The following is a 22,202-nucleotide window of genomic DNA, read 5'->3' as shown; positions in this document are numbered from 1 at the left end:
ATTCGTTATATTCATCCCAAAAACTTTTATTAAAGTCACCCCATCCTGACATATAATTCTTAACTGTTAATTCCAAAATCCCTTTTCCTTAAAAAACAGATATTCCACAATCTGGCCCGTTTGCTGAACAAAACTAAAAAAGCACTCTTTATCCATAAACAGACGTTTATGCTGCTAAAAATAACTTTATCAAAAAACAACCAGTTGATAATTTGTTACTTTTCATTTGTTTTGTCGCTTTTTTGTCATCGGAAAAGACGTATAGAAGCAGTGTAGCTGTACAGTAAAAAATTGTTTATTCTCAACAGAAAATGCGGCTACTCCAAAAAATAGTTTTTTATTTTTAGTAAGCACTCGTAATTGAACGAAGAATACGTGATAAAAAGTGCTTTGCTAAACAACCCGATACTTCACAATCGCACCCGATTATTAAAAAGTTTATCCAGTAGTTCAAATGATCCAACCATTAAAAGCCATTCCCGAGTTTATGATGACGTGGAACAGTATAGCTGGATAAATACTTTTGGTTTTTTAAGACATACTTGCCAGATGCTCCTCAAGACGATCCATGGTCTGTTCGGCACCTGGGACGGCATATGTTTTCACCTTATCGAATACAGCGGCATTTTCTTCAAAAACTGTGCTATAAGTAAGTTTGGTCTTACCATCCAGATCCTCAAAGATTACTGTCGCCAGAAAATGGGGAAACACAGCATGTTTGATGACGATTCGCTCGGGTTTAACGACCTCGACAAAGACGTTGGTGTTGGGATAATCAACGCCATCAGGACCGTGCATGATAAACTGCCATGTACCGCCCGGTTTCATATCAAACTTCTGAAAAGTCGTCGTAAAACCTCGAGGTCCCCACCACTTCGACAGGTGCTCCTCTTTCGTCCAAGCATCAAACACAAGATCGCGTCGAGCATCAAATACGCGGGTGATCACAATCTCGCGTTCACCTACTTGCGTTGCGATTTTGTTTGTTGCGTTGTTTTGGTTCATGTCCTTCCCTCCAAAATGACTTTGACTTGTTGAAACCTATATCACTATGATTACAAGCCCTTGAATTTAAATATGAAAATATTTATATAATAATTCACTTACAATTATTTCAAACATTCTTTCTAGGAACAACCCCTTATTCAACAATCTGGCCCGATTGTTGAATAACTGGAGTTTTAAACAACCTTATTTGTAATGAAACATCTTATTGTCGTTCAACAGCAGCAGCTGACATCAAACTTACAACAATCAAAAAGAGCAGCTCTCACTGCTCTTTTTAAATAGCTGTTTATAATCTGTATTATGTAAACAAAGAAAAAACAGTACGAAAAGTAAAATTTTTTCGCACTAATTCACAGGTTACAAGCAAATAATTGGGAATTTAACCTAAATTATCAAAATTTTAATATATATATTTTAAGTTTGCTTATTATTGAATAATTTATAACATGTTATTTCTCCAACCAAATTTACTTTTTGCACCTAAAACCAACTCTTTAAATTCTATATTATCTTCTAACAACAATATATTTTTTCTTATTTCTTTTATCTCAGATTTATTTTTATTTCTTTTGGAGTAAAGGTTGTTAACTAATTTAATTGCTAGTGCAGTCCTATTGTCTTTAAAACTAAAGAGTAAATTTATGCTTTCAAGATTTGGTATTACTAAATCATTTCTCGATTGAATAGCAAATTCAATTGCTGTCAACCTCCATTTATTTAAACCTTGTTCAATAAATAATTTTATACTTTGTAACACCCATTGGTTAAAAGCATCTTTACTGGAATTAATAACGATTGTCTCCATAATATCTTGCTTTATATTATCCTCTAAAACATAATCATTTAACTCACTTATATATTTCAGCTCCGGATTCCTTTCAATGTAACTAGTTAATAGCGATTCATTTTCTTTCGGGATATTTGATGTTAACTCTTTTCTATGTGCAGAGCTAAAGTAATTCCATCTACTCAATACATGGTTTAAATGGTTTGAATTATCTAGATCTGCCAGCTCAAATAATACTTCATTAAACTTTTCATTATTGAGAGCTATGATATTAGGGCAATGAGTTAGTACTTTGTTTATCATATCTTTGTCCATAAAATCAAAAATCGAACTCTTAATTGAATTATTTGAATATAAACTAACAGAAGTTAAATCATTTAAGACTTGATCCCAAATTTCTTCATTAGTGCATTTATTAATAAATAAATTAATTACACTATTTAAGAATGTTCTCCAATTAGAAGCAAATGGGTATGAAGAGATATTATAATGATAACTATTATTAGAGATTATTCTTACTAAGCAGTCTATTAAATTCTTCCATATATATGTTTCGTTCATATATAATAGGTAGTAGATTTCTAATTTATCATAATAATTTTGCTCAGATCCATCCCATCTAAACCATGAGGTTAAATCGTTACTCAAAAACCAATTGTCTCTATATTTAATAGCTGCTTTTAGCCATGTTTCAGATTGAATTAGTAGCTTTAACAGATTATTTGATGATTTGTTATTAGGAACATTAAATATATGTGTGGTTGCAGCATTAAATAAAGTGTCTTTGGACTCTTCATCAAAGAATTTATCTCTACGAATTAATATCTCTAGAAAAACTTCGTTTATTTCGTCTGTCTCAAAAGCAAATGATTCTAATGAAAATCTAGCGACAGCGTCAACATTCCGAAATCCCTGCAAGATTCTCATAAATAATTCCTTATTTTTTATATCTTTTCTAGTTTCTAAAAAGCTGTAAATTTCTTTAGATAATTCTTCATTCCCATTAAAATTACTTATTTCTCTTCCCAAAAGATCTAAATCACCATTATTTTTAGCCAGGATTAATAAATTATTTTTAATAACTTTAAAGAAAGAAATTAGATTTTCTGGCTGTGGTGAATCGTTAAATAAGTTTATCCATACAGGAATAATTCCTTCTAAACTATTTGTGTCGATAAATTTATATTTTTTTATTAATAAGTTAAACCCTTTACATTCTATAATTTGATTAGTTTTTTCGTTTACACTTAATACCCATTCAGAAAGTTTGAAATTCAACTTTAGCCTTTCTACTTCTTCTTGATAAGCTTCTGCATCTTCAATGTCTTTTAGTTTTGCAATCTGAGAAAAGCAGTTATTTAAGGATGCATACCAATCAATTTCTTGTACCATAACATGTTCAAAAGGTAAATTGAATAATGATTTGGGCACAAAATAAGTATCATTTGCTTGGAAACCAATTAAGGATGAATGGTTTGTAAACAAGTTATTTATATCTTTTATCTGTAATTTATTAACTAATGCAGGATACTTTATACTAGCATTAAATAATTCAAAATATTTTTCTTCTTGATTATAAATTAATCCACCTAACAAGCTCCAAACACTGCTATGTCGAATAACCTTTTCAAATATATTGAGTATATTATTTAAATTATATTCTATTACAATATTAAGGTTGTTCCTAATGATATCTTGTAATTTTATCTTATCGTCTTCCCTTAATACATCTACCACTTCAGGATAACTAAAAATAATAGAAAATACATTTTTACAATCTAGACTAGAACTTAAATCTATTAACACGGAATTAAATACAAACTCTAGTTCACTTTTATCAATCTCTTCAATACTTTCCTCAAATTCATTTATTTGGCCATTTAAAATATATTTTTTTATTTTTTCCAGTTCGATCCTTCCAGTTAAAGGGTTAAGTTCTTGATTATTAAAATATATAAATGGTCTTGGATCAGTTGGCAATACTGGTTCTACCCGCGATAAAAAACCTTTTAAGCTATTAATGTTATTTAACTCACTTAATTGCACTTCTATCCCATCTTTTTCATCAATTAAATCCCATATGATATATGGATTTTCCATCATAATATTGTAAAACTCGCTGAAGTCTGACTTAAGCACAACAAATATAGCAAGTTCTACTGGATGTAATGTAAGGAAATTCCCACTTTTATTTACATTATCCCTTCTTTTAGCTAACTCCCAATCAGTTGCAAACCCATTAATGTTCTTTTTAACATGTCTTGGAGTTAATACATCAGAGTGAATAAGAATAGTTAATATTTCATGGTAAATTCGGGAATTTTCCTTATACCATAAAATATTATTTTTTTCCAATAGTGAAAGTGCGTACTTTCTCATATTTGCTTGTTCAAGTTTAGGTAATCTAACAGTCAAATCAAAAGTTTTATTTAAGTATTCCTTAACATCAAATTGTTCCATATTCTTTTTTTCAAATGCATCCGCAAGTTCCTTTTTAAGAACTTCTTCATCACACGGAATAATAAATGCACATCTATTTGAATCTAAAAATGTTTTTACTGTATTAAGAGCTCCATATAATTGTTTAGGAGGTAACCTATCTAAATCGTCAAACACTAATATTAATTTTTTTTTAGTGGATTTACCTAAGTATTCATTTACTACATTTCTAAATCTATTTTCATACTGATCACCATGATTTAGAGGAAGATTAGAACGAACGTTTTTTATAGCAGTAAATAATGAATAACTATTTCTAGAAAGTAGAATCGTTATTAAACCTAATATGCCAATTAAAACAATATTATTAACTAAATCTTTATATATTAATGGGATGAGAAATTGTATGAGAAGTAATGCTAAATAAATCAATGTTCCAAACAAAATAATATATTTATAATTTCCTAACCTTCGTAAAAGCAATAGGTTTGATATTACACCATTTGATCTAAATTGTTCCTCAAAAGTTGTAGATACATCTAGGTTTTCCGGATTTTCTTGTTTAAGTTGAATTTCTATTTCCCTAACTATTTTTCTATGTAAAGAGGGGGCATCATCTGCAAATTTCCAAACGCTTATTACTTTTAATTCATATTCACTTTTATCGAGCAAACTTTCTAACATCTTAATAACTGTTGTTTTACCTGAACCCCACTTCCCTAGTAAACTTATATGAAGAGGAAGAGTAGATTGCTCAATGCTTTGTTTTAATATTTCACCAATCTGGATTGCTTGAAATTTATCATCTAAACCATTCTCTAGAGGTAGATCATTCAAATAAATTTTCTCTTCTATTGTTTTAGATCCCCTGTCAAATATATTCATTTATATTTCACCTTTCTAATGCATATTCATCATTTTTCCACTATTATACTTAATAGTTAATATATATAGGATAATATTAATTTTAATTTTAAATTTTAATTAATGCCACTTAAATATTAAGTTTCCAAATAAAATATCTATATTTTTCATAATTATTAGAAAAATAACTTAAAAGGCAAGAGACCATTCATATTTTGTTACAAACATTTTAACGTTACTATTTCGAGAACTACTTTTTCTCTTACCATCAAAACTTAGGAACAATGGTAATGGTTCTACTAAATTAATCACTAAACAGTCCAACATATGTCCAACAAATACTAGAGCAGCGTTATTAGCCAGATCACTAGTTGGTGCATAAGCTGTTATATTAACAACTACTCCTTCAAGTATGTTTTTTATTTCTATATCACTAAAAAATGGATTGAATTTTGGAATCTTATTACACCCTCCACTTTTACCGGTCCATAAAACTAATAACTCAACTTCCCATATAGCCAAAGAAATCCTCCTACATTCATATTTTTTATACGGTAAGAGAGGCAGCTAGAAAAAAATCTCATATCCACTTAGAGACATCCCAATTTTGGTATATTTTACTATAAACATATTAAATATTTTACCATATGTTAGAGATATAGTACCACCTTACTATTTTTTCAATAATGTATATGTCTTAATAATTATAAGAATCATATAACTAAGATTAACTCTTTGATTATAATTAACTATTTTATTAAGGGTTTAAATACCTCTACAAAATAGGTAAGGCGATAAACCAATCTACATACTTTGGATTAGCATTTGCTCTCGTTGAACAAATGCTACTTATTTGACGAGTTTCTTCTATTTAAATAGTGGTTTTTTTAAATTCATTTTCATATTCTATAACCGACTTATAAAATTCACGCTGCCCTTTCTAAAACGATCTCGTTCTTCTTGTGCCATCCATTATAGAACCGGCTAAAACAAGATCTGCTATGAAAGCACTAAGACTATCCTTAAATTGAGTGCTATCGAGCAAAGAACATCCAAAAATATCAATGTATCCCTGATTTTTAGTGATGTCATTCAATTTACCAAAACGATCAAGAGAGTGAATATAAAGGATATAATCTTTACAGATTACACGTTCTAATAATTATATTGAATTTGATTGGAATATTTTCCACTATGTCGGCTCTGACACTTTTGTATCCAAATATTAGAACATCAATATTAATTACACTTTTTTTTTACTTCCTTTCTATTTCTCTATCAAAAACCAAAAGGAGTGCAAGTATACTTTCTGAAATTCATTAGAAATGTCTATTGGCAAATTTGATATAAATAAAGGATTTAATTTACTTCATCAATTTACATTTACCATTAATAACCAAAATAACTTGTATAAAAGTTGTCTAGACACTTATGTTTGGAAGTTATTTTTTATGTATTTTTTAGTAGAAATTAGTCTAAAAGATAGTCTATAATCAAAGGTATAAAAGATTGTTAATTTATAGACAAAAGGAGTTTAATAATGAAGATTGGTTATGCGAGAGTCAGTACAGTTGGCCAAGATTTAGTCAACTAGTATCGGACCTTGTTTTAAACTTTTTTCGTGGATGGTAGATGAAGAACGAAATCGAATCAAGACAGCTCAACGTGAAGGCATCGAGATTGCAAAAAAAAAGGAATATATAAAGGCGGAAAGAAGACATATCGCGCAGCTGCAAAGGGCAAGAAGAAAATCGTTTATGATGAAGTAGTTTATATATCTAATAAAACAGGAAGAATTCCAGTTACAATTTCTTTGGACAATGTTACGTTTTAGCTTCAAGAACAACATGATTTCGAATGGTTACAATCTCCTCTCGGTCATGTGTTTTGCGTGTTTGACGAACATGATTCAGGTAATATTTGTTTTGGGGTTGAGAAGGACGGCAAAAAAAGATTCGAGAAGTATGCAGGTTCAAGACCATTAGATTTATCAGGGAATCCCCAAGGTGCGGTAACACGATTACAGAGGGCAATACCATTATACAGTACTTTAAGACATCCACATCTCATACATTTGGTTGATCACTTCCATAAGGAATGTGGGTATGCAGCTGTATTTGAAAGGTTTAAAGGGGAGTGTCTACATTCACATTGGTCTTTTCCACCTCCAGCAAAATACCATCACCCTGAATCACAATTCTATCGGTTTAGACATTTGCCCATAAAAAAACGGTTGGAGTCCTTGTAAGCCATTTTCTCGTTTCATGATTTCATCGTTCTATGGAGAATATTGAAAAGATAATAAGTTTGCGGTTCTAGTCAATCTGGCAATTTAGCCGGGGTTATAAATTGTATCTCTATTCACATAGCAAGTGATTATTTGCAAAGGGGAAAGCTATATTAGGCTTGATTATAGCATTAAGCAAACGCAACGGTCCCGTTAACTTAAGAAAATTACCATTACTTCTTAATTAAAATACAGCTTCTACAGTGCTCAAGGAAGGACTATTTGAATATGTGATAATGATAACTATAAAGTGCTCTTATGACTAAACGTAAAAAAACCACCAGCACTAGCTAGTGGCAAATTATTATAACTTAACCTTGTATTAGTTTTTATTTTAAACTTAATTCACTTAGTATACTATCCAATGTAGCCCCTTTATAAATGGTTTTAGCTTTTGGCGCATCTGTTAATGTAGGATTACTGATTCCATAATTTTTCTTTATAAAATACATATCTTTACTATCCACTTTCTTATCAAAGTTTAAATCTGAAGATGGATTATTGGTGTCCCAATTTTTTTGCAGCTCGATGGCATCTAGAACATCGATGACATTATCTTTATTCACATCTCCAGCCAGAGACAATTCTAATGGATCGCGGATGTATTTTCCAACCAATTCACCACGAACTTCATCAGATAAAAATTCCAATGATCTATACATCGTAAAATGTCCAGGAACATCTACCATAATCGTATGTGGATTTGGATCAACTTTAATGCCATCAAACTCATATAGGCCGACACTCGATAGTGTTGGTACTGCATCAAGGACTGTTTTTCCATCATATGATGTTAAAGTTATTTTCGCTCCAAGTGTTCTGTAGTCAATGCCTATAATCGATTGACCTGTTACCGGATCTTTTGCTCCTTCTGCCTGTACTGAACTTACGAATCTAGTGACTTTTGGTTTTACATCATAAATGTCTGCAAAAGAGTAAATATCTTTCGTTTCTACATTTGATTGGTCAATGGAGCTTGCACTCTCTACGTAGAAGGCTTCTCTATGAGTATAGCCTTTATCAAGTGTTCTTAAGTCGAAGTTAAATAATTTTAGATCTTCAGGTAATGTTTTATTACCTAAATACGTAAACGTAAAGGTGTATGCTGTCATATAAGAATACTTTGTAGGTGCAGCTGTTACGGTCACTTGAGCGTCACCATATTGTTTAACCGCATCATTTAGAGTAACGTTTTCAATTGTCGCTTGAGTATTTACTACTTGGAGCTCCATTTTGGTTGTTTTTAAACTTTTGATATTATTGGAACGAACGGAATAGTTGATCGTATCGCCAGTCGTAACCGCTTGTTTATTAGCTTTCAAATAATAATAAGGTGTTGAATTCTTCGTGAAGACGAGCCTTCTTTCAACAGGTCCATTACCTGCATCGTCCACCCCAAGAAAACTAACTGGCAGTACTTTGTATTCACTTCTAACTAAAATTTTATCAACGTAGTCACCATTAGTATCAGTTAGACCTGCTCCCCTAGGGTAACCATTGTAGTAAGGAACTACTGCAAACCTTCCATCTACAGGTATACCGTAGCTCTTCGCTTCTTTCATCTCTGGATCCTCTACATGGACTTTAAAGTCATATAGAAATTGTCCTTTTGAATCTAGCTGACTATCACTATATTCAATTACCTTCTGGTCTAATGAGTCAAAGCTTGTCGTTACATTTGGTACTCCATGATCGAGCATAATATCTTTTGATGCTATGAAAGTATCTCCCTTTTCATTTTTCCCTACTAGTTTTGCAATATAATGACCTGGTTTTAATGTCTTCCAGTCCTTGCTGATTGGATTTTTCTTATCACCAGTAAATGGATAGTAAATATAACCGATTAGTTTATAAACTGGATACGATTTATTTTCATCCATTGCAGCGGTATTGAATGCACCCACAAAACCTAAGTCTTCTCCTGTCTTTGGATCAGAAATAATAACATCCAACGTTTTCATATATGATTTGATTGATACTTCTCCGGCTATATAAGGTATAGGGTTTCCAGCCGCTGTTTTGATTGCTGTAAAAATAGGGTTATAGAGATTAAATTTATCAATTCCTTCATTTACTACTCGACCGCCAAACGGAATTTGGTATTGCTCTGAAGGATTATCATTGTTCGTAAATACAATATTTCCTTCATACGTTCCTATTTCTGCTGTTTTTGGAATGTGTAAATCAAATTTGATCTCTCTGTCACTATTGCCCTCAACTTTTACGGTTGCTGGACCTTGTAATGTCACGTTGTTTTGTGCAGCATCTTTTGATCCTCTTAATCCCGTTTGGAAATTAACCTCTACATTAAAAGTTTTATCTTGTTTGGAAAGACTCTTTACTTTAATGTGACGGGAATCCTTAATATCTTCATCTTTAAAACCATAGGTTCCAAAGCTCATGGCACCTGTTATATCATCCAAGGATTTTTCTTTTCCATTTAGGTTAATAGGTGTTTTGTCCATCACTGCAAACTCAACACTTGAGTGAACCGCTTCATACGCATCGATTCGACCGCTTCCTATTTCAAAAACACTATAATCCTTTGAAAGAGGATCTGCCGTATTCATTAGAATCGTCTTAACATCAGCTGGCTGAAGATCCTTATTGGATTGAAGCATTAATGCGGATACACCTGCCACATATGGTGAAGACATGGATGTTCCTGATAAGCGTTCGTATGCAAATTTATAGTCCTCCGGTTTGGTACCATCAGCATTTTTATCATTCATATAAAATGGCACGGTTGAAAGAATGGACACTCCTGGTCCAGTTATTTCCGGTTTGATATCAGTATTAGCTCGAGATGGACCTCTTGAACTAAATCCTGCAAGTTCATCTCCGGCCGTTTTTACCTTTGTAAAGTCACCAAAAGTGAAATTGGCATTACCAGCTTGCATAGCTGCTAAAATGGCATTACCTTCCGCATTTGATACAGAAAACGCTGGAATCGCGTCCATCGATTCTCCTAAATAGGCCTGAATCGCCCCTTCTGCCTGATTGGCTTCATCATTATACATAATGACTGCAACGGCACCATTTGCTTTTGCATTTTTGATTTTATCAATTAAGGCAATGGATCCCCTCTTAATGAATGCAATGTTTCCGCTTACACCTTTCCCAGTAAAATCACCTGGGTTACCTAGATTAACATTCACAAGTTTATAGGTTTTTCCTTTTAATTGCGTTAAATCATCCGCATAGTTTTTTGCCAGCTGTCTTAACGAATAATTTTTTCCATTTTGGACGCCTGAATATTGATAAACATCCATTGCGATCGATGATGCACCAACGGTTAAAGCGAATGCTGCCGCTCCTGGTGAACCAAGTGTATACATCTTGTCACCGCTATTTCCAGCTGATACAACCGCTGTTACTCCATGAAGGACGGCATTGTTTACTGCCATGGAAGTTGGAGAATTGGGATCATTAATAGCGGCACCTAATGACATGTTGATGACATCCATATCGTCTTGAACAGCTCGATCTAATGCTGCAATAATGGCATCACTTGACCCGCTGCCGTATGGCCCAAGTACACGATAAGCATAAATATCGGCTTCAGGTGCTGCACCTGTCATTTTATACTCACTATTAGCAACTCCACGGCCCGCAATGATTCCTGCCACATGCGTACCATGTTCTGTATAATATATCGAGCTTCCATCCTTTTCAGGTTTACCGGATTTTTTCCATTCTGCGTAGGTGGTTTCCATCGGATCCTCATCATTATTGACGAAATCATATCCGCCTTTATAAGCATCCTTTAAGTCAGGATGATTATAATCGATTCCTGTATCTAGAACACCAACCTTAATTCCTTTACCAGTAATACCTTCTGCATGTAAACGATCTAGGCCATCATATGGTGTGTAATTCGCAACCGTGATTTGATCTCCTTTTTCTTGACCATTACCTTCAACTTGAACAGGAGGTTCAACGGAAAATGTTTCGTTACTCCAAACCGCTTTAACTGCATTTGATTTTAATAGATTTTTAATTTGGTTTGCAGGCAGACTAATAGAAACACCATTGAAAGCATGCTTATAATAACGTTCAATTTTAACATCTACCTTTTTATTATTTTCATCCTTTAATTGTTGAAAATCTTTGTTAAAGGTTTCATGGTCCTGATTTACTAAGTCGGCTGCTTCAGTTTCAGATAATGGTTGACCTTGTTTTCCTGCAACAACTTGTGCAACCTTTGCCGGCTTATTCTTAAATTCAACAATGACATTAGTTAAATCCAAAGAAGTTAAATCGATATCGGAAGAAAGTTGTAACCCTGTTTCTTCATTCGTTGAAATCTGCTTAAGAGCTGCTCTTTGTTCTGGTGTTAAGCTGCCTAATATCTCCTCCGCCTTCGAATAACTAGCAGCCTTTGGAACATACGGTGTTTGTCCCATAGAACTTAATATAAAGCTACATGATAGGGCTGCTATAGTTAAGTTTTTTACAATCTTGCTTTTGATAGCTTTTTTTACCAAGTTTTTTTCCTCCCAATCCCTTTTTTACATATGTAAGTATTTAATGCAACACGAAAAAATGATTCTAAAAAGGTTCAAGTATTTATAGCCTACATTTACTTTCGTTAATTGCTATTAATTGTTACCTATGCATTTCTCATTATAACGAATATTTAGAATATTTAAAATTGGGGGAATTTCCGATTTTTATAATGACAATTTTCTTAATATTTATTAAAAAAATATTTTTACTTTGACGAAATTAGCGAAGATCTATTATATAAATTCGGCGAAAATGTCCTTTTTTGTTGGAAATTGTATTTTTTTCAGATTGTAATCCTGCTAAAAATTGGGGGAATACTGTAAAAAAACTATTATTTCTTCACAATCTCTATGAATTAACATAAAAATCTTCCGAGTGTAATTATAGTGATAGGTAAGCTTTTGACGTTATCGCCAGCTTTTCCCCCGCTTCACACCGTACAGGCGAGTTTCCCAGCATACGGCGTTCCAACTAATCCAATTCATTCAATATTTTTATGTATATGGGGTCCAGCCACATGCCCATCAAGCTAAGAAACTCTAACACCTCAAAACGATAAAAATAAGGCCTGGTTTTTGTGAATTATTACATAAGGAATGGTTTTTTTCTGTTTGGTGATATTAGAAAATTTGCATTTACTGCTTAAGAATTTGCGTTAATTCTTCCTCGATAAAAAGAGTCCTCTGTAAGTCATTAACTTCATCTGCAACCCGTATACCTGATTCAATTGCACCTTGGATCCAACCGTGAACTGTTGAAGCGTGTTCACCGGCAAAGTGAACACGACCTTCCGGAGAAGCAATATAGGGAGATAGTTCTGTTATCTGTTCCGGTTTAAACATAGCAAAAGCTCCACCGGAATACGGATTTCGAACCCAACTAAAGCCCGTTCCTGTTATAAACTCACGATACACCTGTTCCCCATGAATGGTGGCCAAATTTCTCAATGCATATTCCAGTCGATTTTCAGTATTCAAACTATCCCAAGGTAACGCATCATCTTCCCATGTATAACTAGCCAAAATGACACCTGGCCCGGATGATGTACCCACCCCATGGCTTGGATATTGAGTGTATGTAATAGGGAGGTCAGAAGCTGTGTTTCCCCCAAACATACCTTCTCTTTCCCAGAACCTGCTTTTAAACTGGATACCGGTTTTAGTGGAGCCAACATAATGTAGGTCACGGATCGCTTTCCATTTGTTTTCGGAAAAGGAATTCCGGGGTTCAACCTCGACAAATTGCAATATCGAAAAGGGAATGGTCACGATGGCAAGATCACCGGTGATTTGAAATGGTCTCAAGATTTTGGTATGGATAGAGTCAAGCGTTACTTGGTTATGATGCTGTGTAATTTTCGTCACCTTATGCCCAAACATAATGTTATCCTTCAATTGTGGGAGAAATGCTTTAGGAAGTTGGTCGTTTCCACCCGGGATCTCATAGAAGCGAACATCAGGGGTAAATAAAATCATCAGTTCACGCAATAATTCCAGGAAAGAGAGCTCCGGGAATCCTCCCAGTGAAAGAAGTACTTTAATCATTTCGATAGCAGCCGGTGATAAAGTGACACCAAACGGGTTATATCTCAAAAATGCATCCATCGAGTATTTATCAAGTTCTTTTATGACCAAAGGCCAATTTCTCTGCGGGTTTTGGTTGATAAAATCTGTGATGGGTTTTATTGCTAATGTAAGCAATTCTGAAGCCGTTTTACCTCTTTCATGTGGAGCTACCGGAAACCTTAGAATATCAGGGTTCTGTTTATAAAACTTCAATCGGGTCTTAATTCCTCTAGCATAGATGATGTCGTTAGGAGTACTGTTAATAAACCGATTAACTGATAGGTGAAATTTTTTTATGTATTCCAATGTTAAATAATGAGTATGAGGAATACGCATTGCGCCTGCTTCAAGATATAATCCATCAGTAAAATCAGATTTCAACGTGTAGACACGGCCACCCATTCTTTCGTCTGCTTCAAGGATTGTAACATTGTGTCCGGCGTCCTTTAATAATGAAGCAGCGACAAGTCCTGACATCCCTGCGCCGACAATGATGATCTTTTTGGGGTTTTGTGTTTTGTTAAGTCCATTTCTGATGAACGAAACCATTTGATCGGGTGGTAATTGAGGAAATACGTAATTTAACATACTTTGTCTCCTTTGCAATTACTCAGCACACCCGATAGATGATAGTTATAAACCATTCTTTAAGGATGCTTACTATCATCCTATTCAACTCCCTCAACAGCATTCCACTGAAAACCAAAAAGATAAAATAGGCTTCATGAAAGTTAATAAAATAAAGAGACCGTCGGTTGAACTGCACCCCAATTGTTTGACACCATCTAACAATTGGAGGTGCTGTTTTTTATGACAAAATATTCATTAGAGTTAAAAGTAAAAGCTGTTTTTGCTTATTTAGAAGGAAAGGATTATTTTTAATACGGTCGCCAATAGATATAATGTTAGTCTGACACCTTTAAAGAATTGGGTGGCTCATTATATAGAACATGGCATAGAGGGGTTAACGCATACCTATACAAACTATGATCGTAGATTTAAAATGGATGTACTAACTTATATGACCGATTTTGGAGTGTCCATTACACAAGCAGCCGCCGTGTATAATATTTCTTCTCCTTCGACTATCCAAAAAGGGGTCCCACCCCATACCCATCAAGCGAAGTTAAAATCATACCCTCAAAATGAAAAAACGCTATGCTTATCGTAAGAAGTTTACGAGAAAGGATGGCGTTTTTGATGAATCCTATCATTTCAAATGAACTAAATCTTTTCGCGCAAGAGCTACAATACTTTTTATCTCCAGTAGTCCTACAAGATAGATATGTAGATTCTAAATAGGAATTGAATGTAACATAATGATATTGTGTTGTGCTCGGTTCTTTTTAAATTTCCCACTTAAATGATATATAACAAGGACTCTAATACATATACTTTAGTGTTGTTTAATTTTTATATTGACTAGGGGTGATCGGAATGAAAAGAGTAGGAAAGAATGATTTTGTCTCAGGGTTTGTTCCAAATCATAATCATGGCTCTGTCGACTATACATCTGTCAATGACGACCATGTTCATCAGTGTCTTGATGTGACATCTCCACCGATTTCGGCTGGGGAGGGGAGTCATATTCACTATACAGAAGGATATGTTCTCTTTGAAGATGGGCATACTCATTATTATAAAGCTTATTCAGGTCCAGCTATTCCCGTTGGGAACGGCATGCACGTTCATTATTACGATTTTTACACAACCGAGGATGACGGACATCGACATCGTGTTACAGGAGTAGATCAACCAGCCCCAGGGAATAAGTAACATTTAAAACTCCTTGTCTATCAAGGAGTTTTTGATGTTGTTAGAGGGAAGTCAATGTTTTAATCTTTTAATACTTTCAATGCTTCTCTTACTTTTTTAGCAAATTCTAGTGGTGGTTCAACCGATTCAAAGTGCATATACATCGCCCGTGGTTCGTCAAATAACCAGTGATTATGGACGGCGGTAACGATAATGTCCCTTTTTCGAAGTTCAGTTAATAATGGGTTAATTTCTTTTTCTAAAAGTACTGTTTCGCCTAAATTTAAAGCTCTCCCTTTGCTGTCGAGATTTTCAAACGTAAAAAATTGAGGGTTGACTAGTGGAGAATTCGTTTTACGGCCAAGAATCGTAAAGTCAATATCGCGAAACTTTTGTACAAGACAAACCCCATTTTCATCTAAACTACCAATGCCGCCAAGGATTCTAGCAAATTCCCGACATAATTTTTCCATATCTTTCCTCTTCATAAAAAATTCCCTTTCAAAGAAATAAGGTTACTTCTCGATTTACCTCTTATTTATATATGGAACTTGAATGAAAATGTGTCTCTATCTCTTACTTAAAAGTAACTAAGTCAATCCTCTCAATAAAAACTCCAGTACTCATACTGGAGTTTTTGAAGGCGGATGCCTGTGATTAGGTCAGCACTTATAACCACAGAAAGTACATGCGCCAATAATGATTAGTAAAATAAACAACACTACTATAATCACGAAATCATGACATCCATGACGGTGATCTCTATATTCACAAACAGGAGCTGCGTATCCATAAACAGGAGCTATATATCCGTGAGATAACGCAGGTGAGAAAGGAATATTCTCTCCAGAAGTAAATGGTGCGTTTACGTTATTATACATTTTCACATCTTCCCTTCGTTTGTAAAGCCCTGTGATTATCCATTTCATAAAGCTTTGATAAAGTATTAATATGTTGTACGGTCCTTATGTGAAGCTTATTCGCAGCCTAAATCGATTAAACACAGTCTATTGCCCAGGATGTAAACCACTGCAACAAGAGCATATTTGTGATTGCATGACTAATTATGGCTTATATATAGGTTTTATACATTAAATCAAAAAACACCTAGCTTTCAATTAAGCTAGGTGTTTTTTGTAAATCTAAACGATTTTAGTAGTGGTCTTTCATAAATGCTGCGCCTACAATAATCAATAAGATAAACAATACAACGATTAACACAAAATCGTTGTCTTTTCTACGAAAATCATCACGAAAATCACTCATTTATGATTCCTCCCCCCAATATAAGCTACTTCTAAATTATGCGGAAAGATTGAGAATGATTGGACAGACACTCTGGGCATTCAATGATTTTTACAAAAAAAGTAACAACATATGTCCGTCATTTTCTTATTTCTGTAGATGGAATAAATTATTCTGATTAACTTTGTCTATCTTTTCTAATATCCACTTTTTTTCTCAATAGCTGTCCAAACCTTTTTAGTTTTAAGGCATATTTTATAGTAAGAGAACGCAAGTATCTCTGGTGCCTCCCACCCATATTGTCACCTCAAAGGTAAAAGCGTATGTTTGATACATACGCTTTTATCTATTTCGATCGTTTTGTTGGGAGATAATATAACGAAAAATGTAGATTACATACAAAGCTTAGAAAGACAGCCAGATAAAATCGAAAAGAAAAGCATTTGGAAACGGATGTTTGGAGATCTTTAAAATATATAATAAAAACCACTGGTTATTTTCCAGTGGTTTTTATGCGAATTCGAGTTCGCGTTCTTTAACAAGTCCCCAATTGGCTGCAAGTAATTCTGCCCATTTAGCCGGATCGTCGTGAAAAATGGTCTCTGGGTATGGTGAGAAGAGATCCTCGATTTGCTCTTTTCTCTTGTTAAAGGGGTACGGAAACGATTTAGGGTTTCAAGGACCACACTTCAAAAATATCCCATTATATAATTTTGATAGGTGTATTTGATAAGTTTTAAATCCTTAAGAATCAATACTGTACTTTTTATCAATAGGGTACACCCTGGTGGTACCCCTTATTGAGATGTAACAGTGAGAGGTACATCATAAATCTTCTTCAATTCGTTCTTTCCATTTTCCACGATAAACGTTGCCCGTGTTGCAATCGGTGCATCAGGACGTCTAACATAGGGTACAACTCGGTAATCAGTAGTCCAAGTTTCAGGAGTTACCGTGCAACGTACATAACCGCGGTAATTGTTAAAAAATTTAATATGCGGATTCTCAGCAAGGATCACCGGAGTTGTATTGTTAATATCTGAGCCGTCTCCTTAAAGGGGGGCTGGGGAAGAGTTCCCCAGCAGGTTTGGACAGAGTCCATGGTTTTTTCAAACTTCCAATATAGGCCTTAATGATAAAAAAAGCGCCAATTAGGGGTTCAGACATTGGCGGTACCCCAGACAGGGATAAAACATAAGCCATTGATAGTTAACATGGTCAATAGCTGCTTGAATTTCACCTTGAAAGCTATACATAATCACTTTATTGAAATTTGATTGAACGTTAACTAAAAATTCTAATAGTATCAAAAGTAGTCCTTTGAGAAACTTACCATTTAAAATTTGTCCAAAGCCAGGTAATGCAATACTCCAAAGGACTTTCTCCATTCGTCCTTCCTTTGACATTTATCCACTTCCTACTGGTTAACCAATCTAATAAATTTTAACTATTTTGGTTCTTATTTCTTGCAAGTTTCTCTTTATCCATCGTTCCAGGTGGTTGTTCGATCCATTCATTACTAATCATGATATCGAGACCATCCTTCGCATATTGAGCGATTTCAAGTGATAGACGTTCGTAATTTATGGCTAAATCATTTCGCTGACTTGCGGCTGCTGCCGTTGCATAATTACCTGTTCCAATGGCACTTAACAATGACATAAAAAACATTGTTAATTTATCTGAAAAAGGCGGTGTTGTTGAATCAGTAATAGCAACTTCTGACGAAAGAGGTGGTTGTATATCGTTATCAATAAGCATCTTTGTAAAGACTTGAACATGTTTTTTTGTAATATCTCTTCCTCTTAACATCCATTTTTGAATATTTTCACTCGAGGATGTTTGAGCAAAACTAAGTGCCAAGCTTCCTCCTATAACGTTGGTTTGGGTATTCATATGTAAGTAAGATATCTCTATTGTATTTAGTGGTCTTTTGTTGGTAAATGGATTTAACCCACTAAAATAATTTTTGCTGTCTATAAAGTCTGTTTTAGTTGGATAAGCGATATAAGGTGCTCTAACAAATAATCCTTTTGAAAGAGATACATCCGCACCAGTGTCGTATAAGTTAGATACTTCTGTAAGCCCCTCCATAAAATAGGCTCTTATGTCTTTTCTAGCACTCATTGCAACGTAGCCACCATATGCAAGTAAACCAGCTCTCGATATGTGGCCAATATATTCAAGCATAAACGTATCAGTATATAAGCGAGGAGCATTCATATTCACATCTTCACTTGAAAATGCTGTAGGTAATGGGAGTTGTTCTTCTTGAAACAAATAAGTAAGTTTTTCGATGTGGGTAGATGAAAGGTCATAGGCTTGTTGGATAATAGAACGAATTTCTTGATCCTCTACATCTTTAAGAAAATAACCTAACATGCACTTGGACATACTATCATTCATGTAAGCAGTCCAAATTGCGCCTATTTCGGCTGAGGTTAGTTTTGTACGGTTTTCGGTCATAATTAGTTACCTCCAAAGAATATTTTTTCTGATAGATATATTCTTTGTAAATAATCGTATATTATGACAAAAGCTACCTAAAGCTAATCTTTAGTCAATAAGCAGTAGAAAAGGATCTTCGTTTGAAGATCCTTTTTTAATACCGATAATATCTGATTATGTGAACTAGCGTTTTTTCATTAGTAAGAAGAAAAATCAAAAGCATTGTTTAACAGAGTCTATTTTAAAGAAAGTAACAATCAAAAAAGTTCGTAAAAGTATACTCAAAATGAACAAAAAAAAGAACTTTTAAATCCGGATGTGTCACTTTAGGTGTTATTTTGACAAAGGATGGATTACAAAAGCAGTATTCGACGACAATAAAAACAGTCGCAGAGTACAGGCGTTCATGCCGGTGCCCTACGACCTTTTTGGCGCGTATCGGATCGAGAAACTTAGTTCATTGGGCTTCCTCGTCGGCCGAGGGACCGTAGATGCCCGGCACCGGAATATCGAGAAGCCGCAAGTATACCCCGAGCTGCGCCCGGTGGTGGACCATGTGGCTTAATCCGAAGGTGCGGAGCGCGATCGCCCGCGGCTCGCGGAGGATGATATGGTTGCCGTGGCGCAGCGTCCATTCCTCGCCGAGCGTTTTCTCGTCGCATTCGGCGAGCAGCTTTTCAAACTTGTCGACGTTCACGTCGAACTCCTCCAGAACGTCAGCGCGTTTTTCCAAAGGCTCCCGCCGCAACGGCACGGTCGAAAGATCGAACTCCGGGTACTGAAAAATCGCGATTTGCCAGTTCAGCAGGTTGATCAGGTGCGTGGCCAGCCCGCCGAGCGTCATCGATTTCTCGTGCGGCTTCCACGACATATGCTCCTCGGGCAAGCGTCCCAGAATGCGGCGCGTAGTGGCCAGTTCATGCGTTGCATCGCCGACGATCAGTTGTTTGACCATAAATTCCTCTCCTTCCATTTTTTTATCTCATAACATTTCTCGATATTGTCGAATTTATTTATAGTCGTAACAAAAGCAGATAGGTAGTCCGCCCAAAAATCCGAAAAGCCAGAGGAAATCACCCTTATTGTTCGGTTTTGAAGTCCGATCGACAGCTGACGGCTGCTTTTTTCGTTCGTATTTTAATTTCATACAATAGAAGGCTCATAGGGTTAATTGCTGCTTCTATTTTTATAGACTGAGAACTCTATAAGCCGTAACCCTTTGGTTCTTCAGCCTTTGTTATGCTGATTCTGCACGTATTCTTCGTATTCAATCTTGAATTCACGCGCCTGCTTGAAGTCAATGGAACGGAAAGAGAGGGCCTCAACGACATCCTCCTTGTGCGTTTCGAGTAAAGCGATGATTTCAGGCTGACGGGGAACCCGAAACTGCGTGTGATCATGAAACACAATAGTGACTAAGGTACCTAAAGGCTCTTCATTCATAGAAAAAATGGTGCTCCACATCCAACGTTGTCTGTCTTCCATGTTGCCCCACTCTCTTGAAATGCCGAAATCGCCTGGCAATCTAGGTTCCGCACGCAATCCTGCCTTATTAAGCTCTTTATGAACAGATAAAAACAGCAGATGTAAATACGTCCCGTACGCCCTATCGCCTGCCTCATTATATGCTTGCATCAACTTATCCCGGTTATTCTCGAAGAGGCTTTGCCAGTTTTCCGCGATATGGTCCTCAATGTACTGAGCGATCGTGGCAATGCTACTTTCTTTCCTTTCCTGAAGAAACTCTTTTAACGGTTTGGTCTCATTCATTGTTAATCCCCTCCCAAATGTTCTTCATTCAGTGACGACAGCATCTTTCGCATTCATCTTAACAAATCATACCAACTTTGTAATTATTTTTTTTGGAATGAACAATTGGTTTAAATGGAATAAAGAAAGACTATTTGTTCCCTTCTGATAGCTTTCTATATAATGAAGCTCTATACACATTTGTAATTTCACAAATTTGATTTACAGTCATATTTCCTTCCTTATAGGGGTACCGCCACATCGCTATCAAGCTAAGCTCATGTAACGTCAATGATAAGCAAGATTTTTTCTTTTTTTCGAAAGTCTATATGTAGATGCTTTAAAGATTTGCATACGAAATAAACCCTAACGTTCATATCAATGGAATAACATACCATTTCGAGATGAACCACCTAATTGCCTTTTTTTACTCCAGAATATGGCCCTTATATGTAAAAAGAGCTCAATCCTTACTACAGGAAATCGCCCGATTACGGAATATTGAAAAATGTGAAAGTGATGCAAAATGGCTCCTCAGTTACCTCGTAAGTTTAAAAATCACCATTCTGTATAAGTTCATTAAAAATTCACTTCCCATCGAAAAGTTTACAGTTAACGATTGGGCATGGGAAGCTCTTATTCTAATAATTACTTAGAGCTTTAATTAGGGGGAGAGGGAGATAATCATTACAATAAATGTGGTTTGGTCCTGACATAGGTATAAAGACTAAAGGAAAATAGAAGGATTTACTTTCCTCTTTCATCTCTTAAAATACATAGAAGGAGGTAGAGCAACATGTTCAAAAAAGTGATCATCCTTGTGGTGCTCTCATCAATTTTAATAGTATTAGTATTAGATAGAGCTCATACAGCTGCTCCTGTTAACAATACAAGTCCTAAAAGCAATGGTTCCTCTGGGTACATTACGATGGAATACAAGATTAGCGATATTAATGGTAATCAATACTACGGAAAAGCTGATGACGGTACAGGGATCTATTTTTCTGCTAAAAACATACTTTCGGGTGATAAGATACAAGTTAATGATGAGGTTATATGCTATTTTGAAAAAAATAATTTTGGTAAAGGATTAGTAAAAGTCGAGAAGAAATAATATCACAAGGAACCCCTTGTCTCGTTTTTCCCATTTAAAACGAGGGAGCAGAATACTCGCCCATATTATAATTCTGCAACTCTCTAGCATATAGATGAATCTCATGTTGAAGCTATAAGGCTCATTAAAAAACGCCATCCTTTCTTTGGTTTCTAAAGAAAGAATAGCGTTTTTTTATCATCAAGCTACCTTACTTTCTTGACTTGATGACCTTGTACAGTCAGTCCCATATAAAGCAAAAGACCAATTCAATTAAGCTATAATAAATCCCCATGCTGATTCTGAAATCGAACCTCTTTTTCTTAGAAAGCTTCAGGACGCCCTAATCCGATGCTACCCCAACATATATTTGAAAATACATGTAGATGTCGCTTATAATAGTTATTTCATTATAAATGTAGTTTTTTAAATGTTTAATGTCTTAAAAGTAAC

General features: G+C 35.0%; 12 protein-coding genes and 4 pseudogenes. 3 read left to right on the top strand and 13 right to left on the bottom strand.

Going from position 1 to position 22,202, the window contains the following annotated elements:
- Positions 1-531 precede the first annotated feature (531 nt).
- The 3 genes from LIT25_07765 to LIT25_07755 all read right to left on the bottom strand — a co-directional run bounded on the left by LIT25_07765 (position 532) and on the right by LIT25_07755 (position 5,620).
- The gene (locus LIT25_07765) at positions 532-1,005 is read right to left on the bottom strand and encodes an SRPBCC family protein (protein USK35195.1); all 474 of its coding nucleotides are present in this window, start codon (positions 1,003-1,005) and stop codon (positions 532-534) included.
- Between the two features lie 442 nt (positions 1,006-1,447).
- Positions 1,448-5,119, bottom strand: coding sequence for a KAP family NTPase (locus LIT25_07760; protein ID USK35194.1), 3,672 nt, complete (start codon positions 5,117-5,119; stop codon positions 1,448-1,450).
- A gap of 168 nt (positions 5,120-5,287) precedes the next feature.
- Positions 5,288-5,620 carry a hypothetical protein gene (locus tag LIT25_07755; protein USK35193.1) on the bottom strand — a complete coding sequence of 111 codons (333 nt, stop codon included), beginning with the start codon at positions 5,618-5,620 and terminating at the stop codon, positions 5,288-5,290.
- A gap of 1,068 nt (positions 5,621-6,688) precedes the next feature.
- On the opposite strand from LIT25_07755, the pseudogene LIT25_07750 reads away from it, so the two are divergent.
- Positions 6,689-6,792: pseudogene (locus LIT25_07750) on the top strand (recombinase family protein).
- Positions 6,793-7,714: 922 nt separating this feature from the next.
- On the opposite strand, the gene LIT25_07745 reads toward LIT25_07750, so the two are convergent.
- Together LIT25_07745 and LIT25_07740 are read right to left on the bottom strand one after the other, a co-directional pair.
- Positions 7,715-11,872: a S8 family serine peptidase gene (locus LIT25_07745; GenBank protein ID USK35192.1), complete on the bottom strand. Its 4,158-nt coding sequence runs from the start codon at positions 11,870-11,872 to the stop codon at positions 7,715-7,717.
- A 657-nt stretch (positions 11,873-12,529) separates the two neighbouring features.
- On the bottom strand, positions 12,530-14,047 hold the full coding sequence (locus tag LIT25_07740; GenBank protein USK35191.1) for a flavin monoamine oxidase family protein: 1,518 nt from the start codon (positions 14,045-14,047) through the stop codon (positions 12,530-12,532).
- Between the two features lie 849 nt (positions 14,048-14,896).
- On the opposite strand from LIT25_07740, the gene LIT25_07735 reads away from it, so the two are divergent.
- Positions 14,897-15,235, top strand: a complete 339-nt coding sequence (locus LIT25_07735; protein ID USK35190.1) for a YmaF family protein — start codon at positions 14,897-14,899, stop codon at positions 15,233-15,235.
- Between the two features lie 59 nt (positions 15,236-15,294).
- On the opposite strand, the gene LIT25_07730 is transcribed toward LIT25_07735, so the two are convergent.
- The 8 genes and pseudogenes from LIT25_07730 to LIT25_07695 all read right to left on the bottom strand — a co-directional run bounded on the left by LIT25_07730 (position 15,295) and on the right by LIT25_07695 (position 20,903).
- The gene (locus LIT25_07730; protein ID USK35189.1) at positions 15,295-15,702 is read right to left on the bottom strand and encodes a DUF1259 domain-containing protein; all 408 of its coding nucleotides are present in this window, start codon (positions 15,700-15,702) and stop codon (positions 15,295-15,297) included.
- A 174-nt stretch (positions 15,703-15,876) separates the two neighbouring features.
- A pseudogene (locus LIT25_07725) lies at positions 15,877-15,963 on the bottom strand (YjcZ family sporulation protein).
- A gap of 403 nt (positions 15,964-16,366) precedes the next feature.
- Entirely contained in the window at positions 16,367-16,480 is a 114-nt protein-coding gene (locus LIT25_07720) for a YjcZ family sporulation protein (protein ID USK35188.1), read from the bottom strand.
- Between the two features lie 1,151 nt (positions 16,481-17,631).
- A pseudogene (locus LIT25_07715) lies at positions 17,632-17,865 on the bottom strand (hypothetical protein).
- A gap of 37 nt (positions 17,866-17,902) precedes the next feature.
- Positions 17,903-18,925: a DUF3231 family protein gene (locus LIT25_07710; protein ID USK35187.1), complete on the bottom strand. Its 1,023-nt coding sequence runs from the start codon at positions 18,923-18,925 to the stop codon at positions 17,903-17,905.
- Positions 18,926-19,364: 439 nt separating this feature from the next.
- Positions 19,365-19,862, bottom strand: a complete 498-nt coding sequence (locus LIT25_07705) for a DinB family protein (protein USK35186.1) — start codon at positions 19,860-19,862, stop codon at positions 19,365-19,367.
- Between the two features lie 272 nt (positions 19,863-20,134).
- Complete coding sequence (locus LIT25_07700; GenBank protein ID USK35185.1) at positions 20,135-20,677, bottom strand: DUF6022 family protein; 543 nt, start codon at positions 20,675-20,677, stop codon at positions 20,135-20,137.
- A 130-nt stretch (positions 20,678-20,807) separates the two neighbouring features.
- Positions 20,808-20,903 (bottom strand): annotated as a pseudogene (locus tag LIT25_07695) (helix-turn-helix domain-containing protein).
- Positions 20,904-21,452: 549 nt separating this feature from the next.
- Between LIT25_07695 and LIT25_07690 the strand changes: the two are divergent.
- The gene (locus LIT25_07690; GenBank protein USK35184.1) at positions 21,453-21,770 is read left to right on the top strand and encodes a hypothetical protein; all 318 of its coding nucleotides are present in this window, start codon (positions 21,453-21,455) and stop codon (positions 21,768-21,770) included.
- Positions 21,771-22,202 lie beyond the last annotated feature (432 nt).

This window comes from Bacillus sp. F19, assembly GCA_023823795.1.
Classification (GTDB): Bacteria; Bacillota; Bacilli; order Bacillales; family Bacillaceae; genus Bacillus_P.
The sequence above is the reverse complement of the archived record's forward strand: the minus strand, read 5'-3'. Positions and strand labels throughout refer to the sequence as shown.

What these genes read in the sequence shown, in the direction of transcription:
- LIT25_07710 (USK35187.1), bottom strand. Translation starts at nt 18,925, where the DNA reads ATGACCGAAAACCGTACAAAACTAACCTCAGCCGAAATAGGCGCAATT.
- LIT25_07735 (USK35190.1), top strand. Translation starts at nt 14,897, where the DNA reads ATGAAAAGAGTAGGAAAGAATGATTTTGTCTCAGGGTTTGTTCCAAAT.
- LIT25_07765 (USK35195.1), bottom strand. Translation starts at nt 1,005, where the DNA reads ATGAACCAAAACAACGCAACAAACAAAATCGCAACGCAAGTAGGTGAA.
- LIT25_07760 (USK35194.1), bottom strand. Translation starts at nt 5,119, where the DNA reads ATGAATATATTTGACAGGGGATCTAAAACAATAGAAGAGAAAATTTAT.
- LIT25_07720 (USK35188.1), bottom strand. Translation starts at nt 16,480, where the DNA reads ATGAGTGATTTTCGTGATGATTTTCGTAGAAAAGACAACGATTTTGTG.
- LIT25_07700 (USK35185.1), bottom strand. Translation starts at nt 20,677, where the DNA reads ATGAATGAGACCAAACCGTTAAAAGAGTTTCTTCAGGAAAGGAAAGAA.
- LIT25_07740 (USK35191.1), bottom strand. Translation starts at nt 14,047, where the DNA reads ATGTTAAATTACGTATTTCCTCAATTACCACCCGATCAAATGGTTTCG.
- LIT25_07730 (USK35189.1), bottom strand. Translation starts at nt 15,702, where the DNA reads ATGAAGAGGAAAGATATGGAAAAATTATGTCGGGAATTTGCTAGAATC.
- LIT25_07690 (USK35184.1), top strand. Translation starts at nt 21,453, where the DNA reads ATGTTCAAAAAAGTGATCATCCTTGTGGTGCTCTCATCAATTTTAATA.
- LIT25_07705 (USK35186.1), bottom strand. Translation starts at nt 19,862, where the DNA reads ATGGTCAAACAACTGATCGTCGGCGATGCAACGCATGAACTGGCCACT.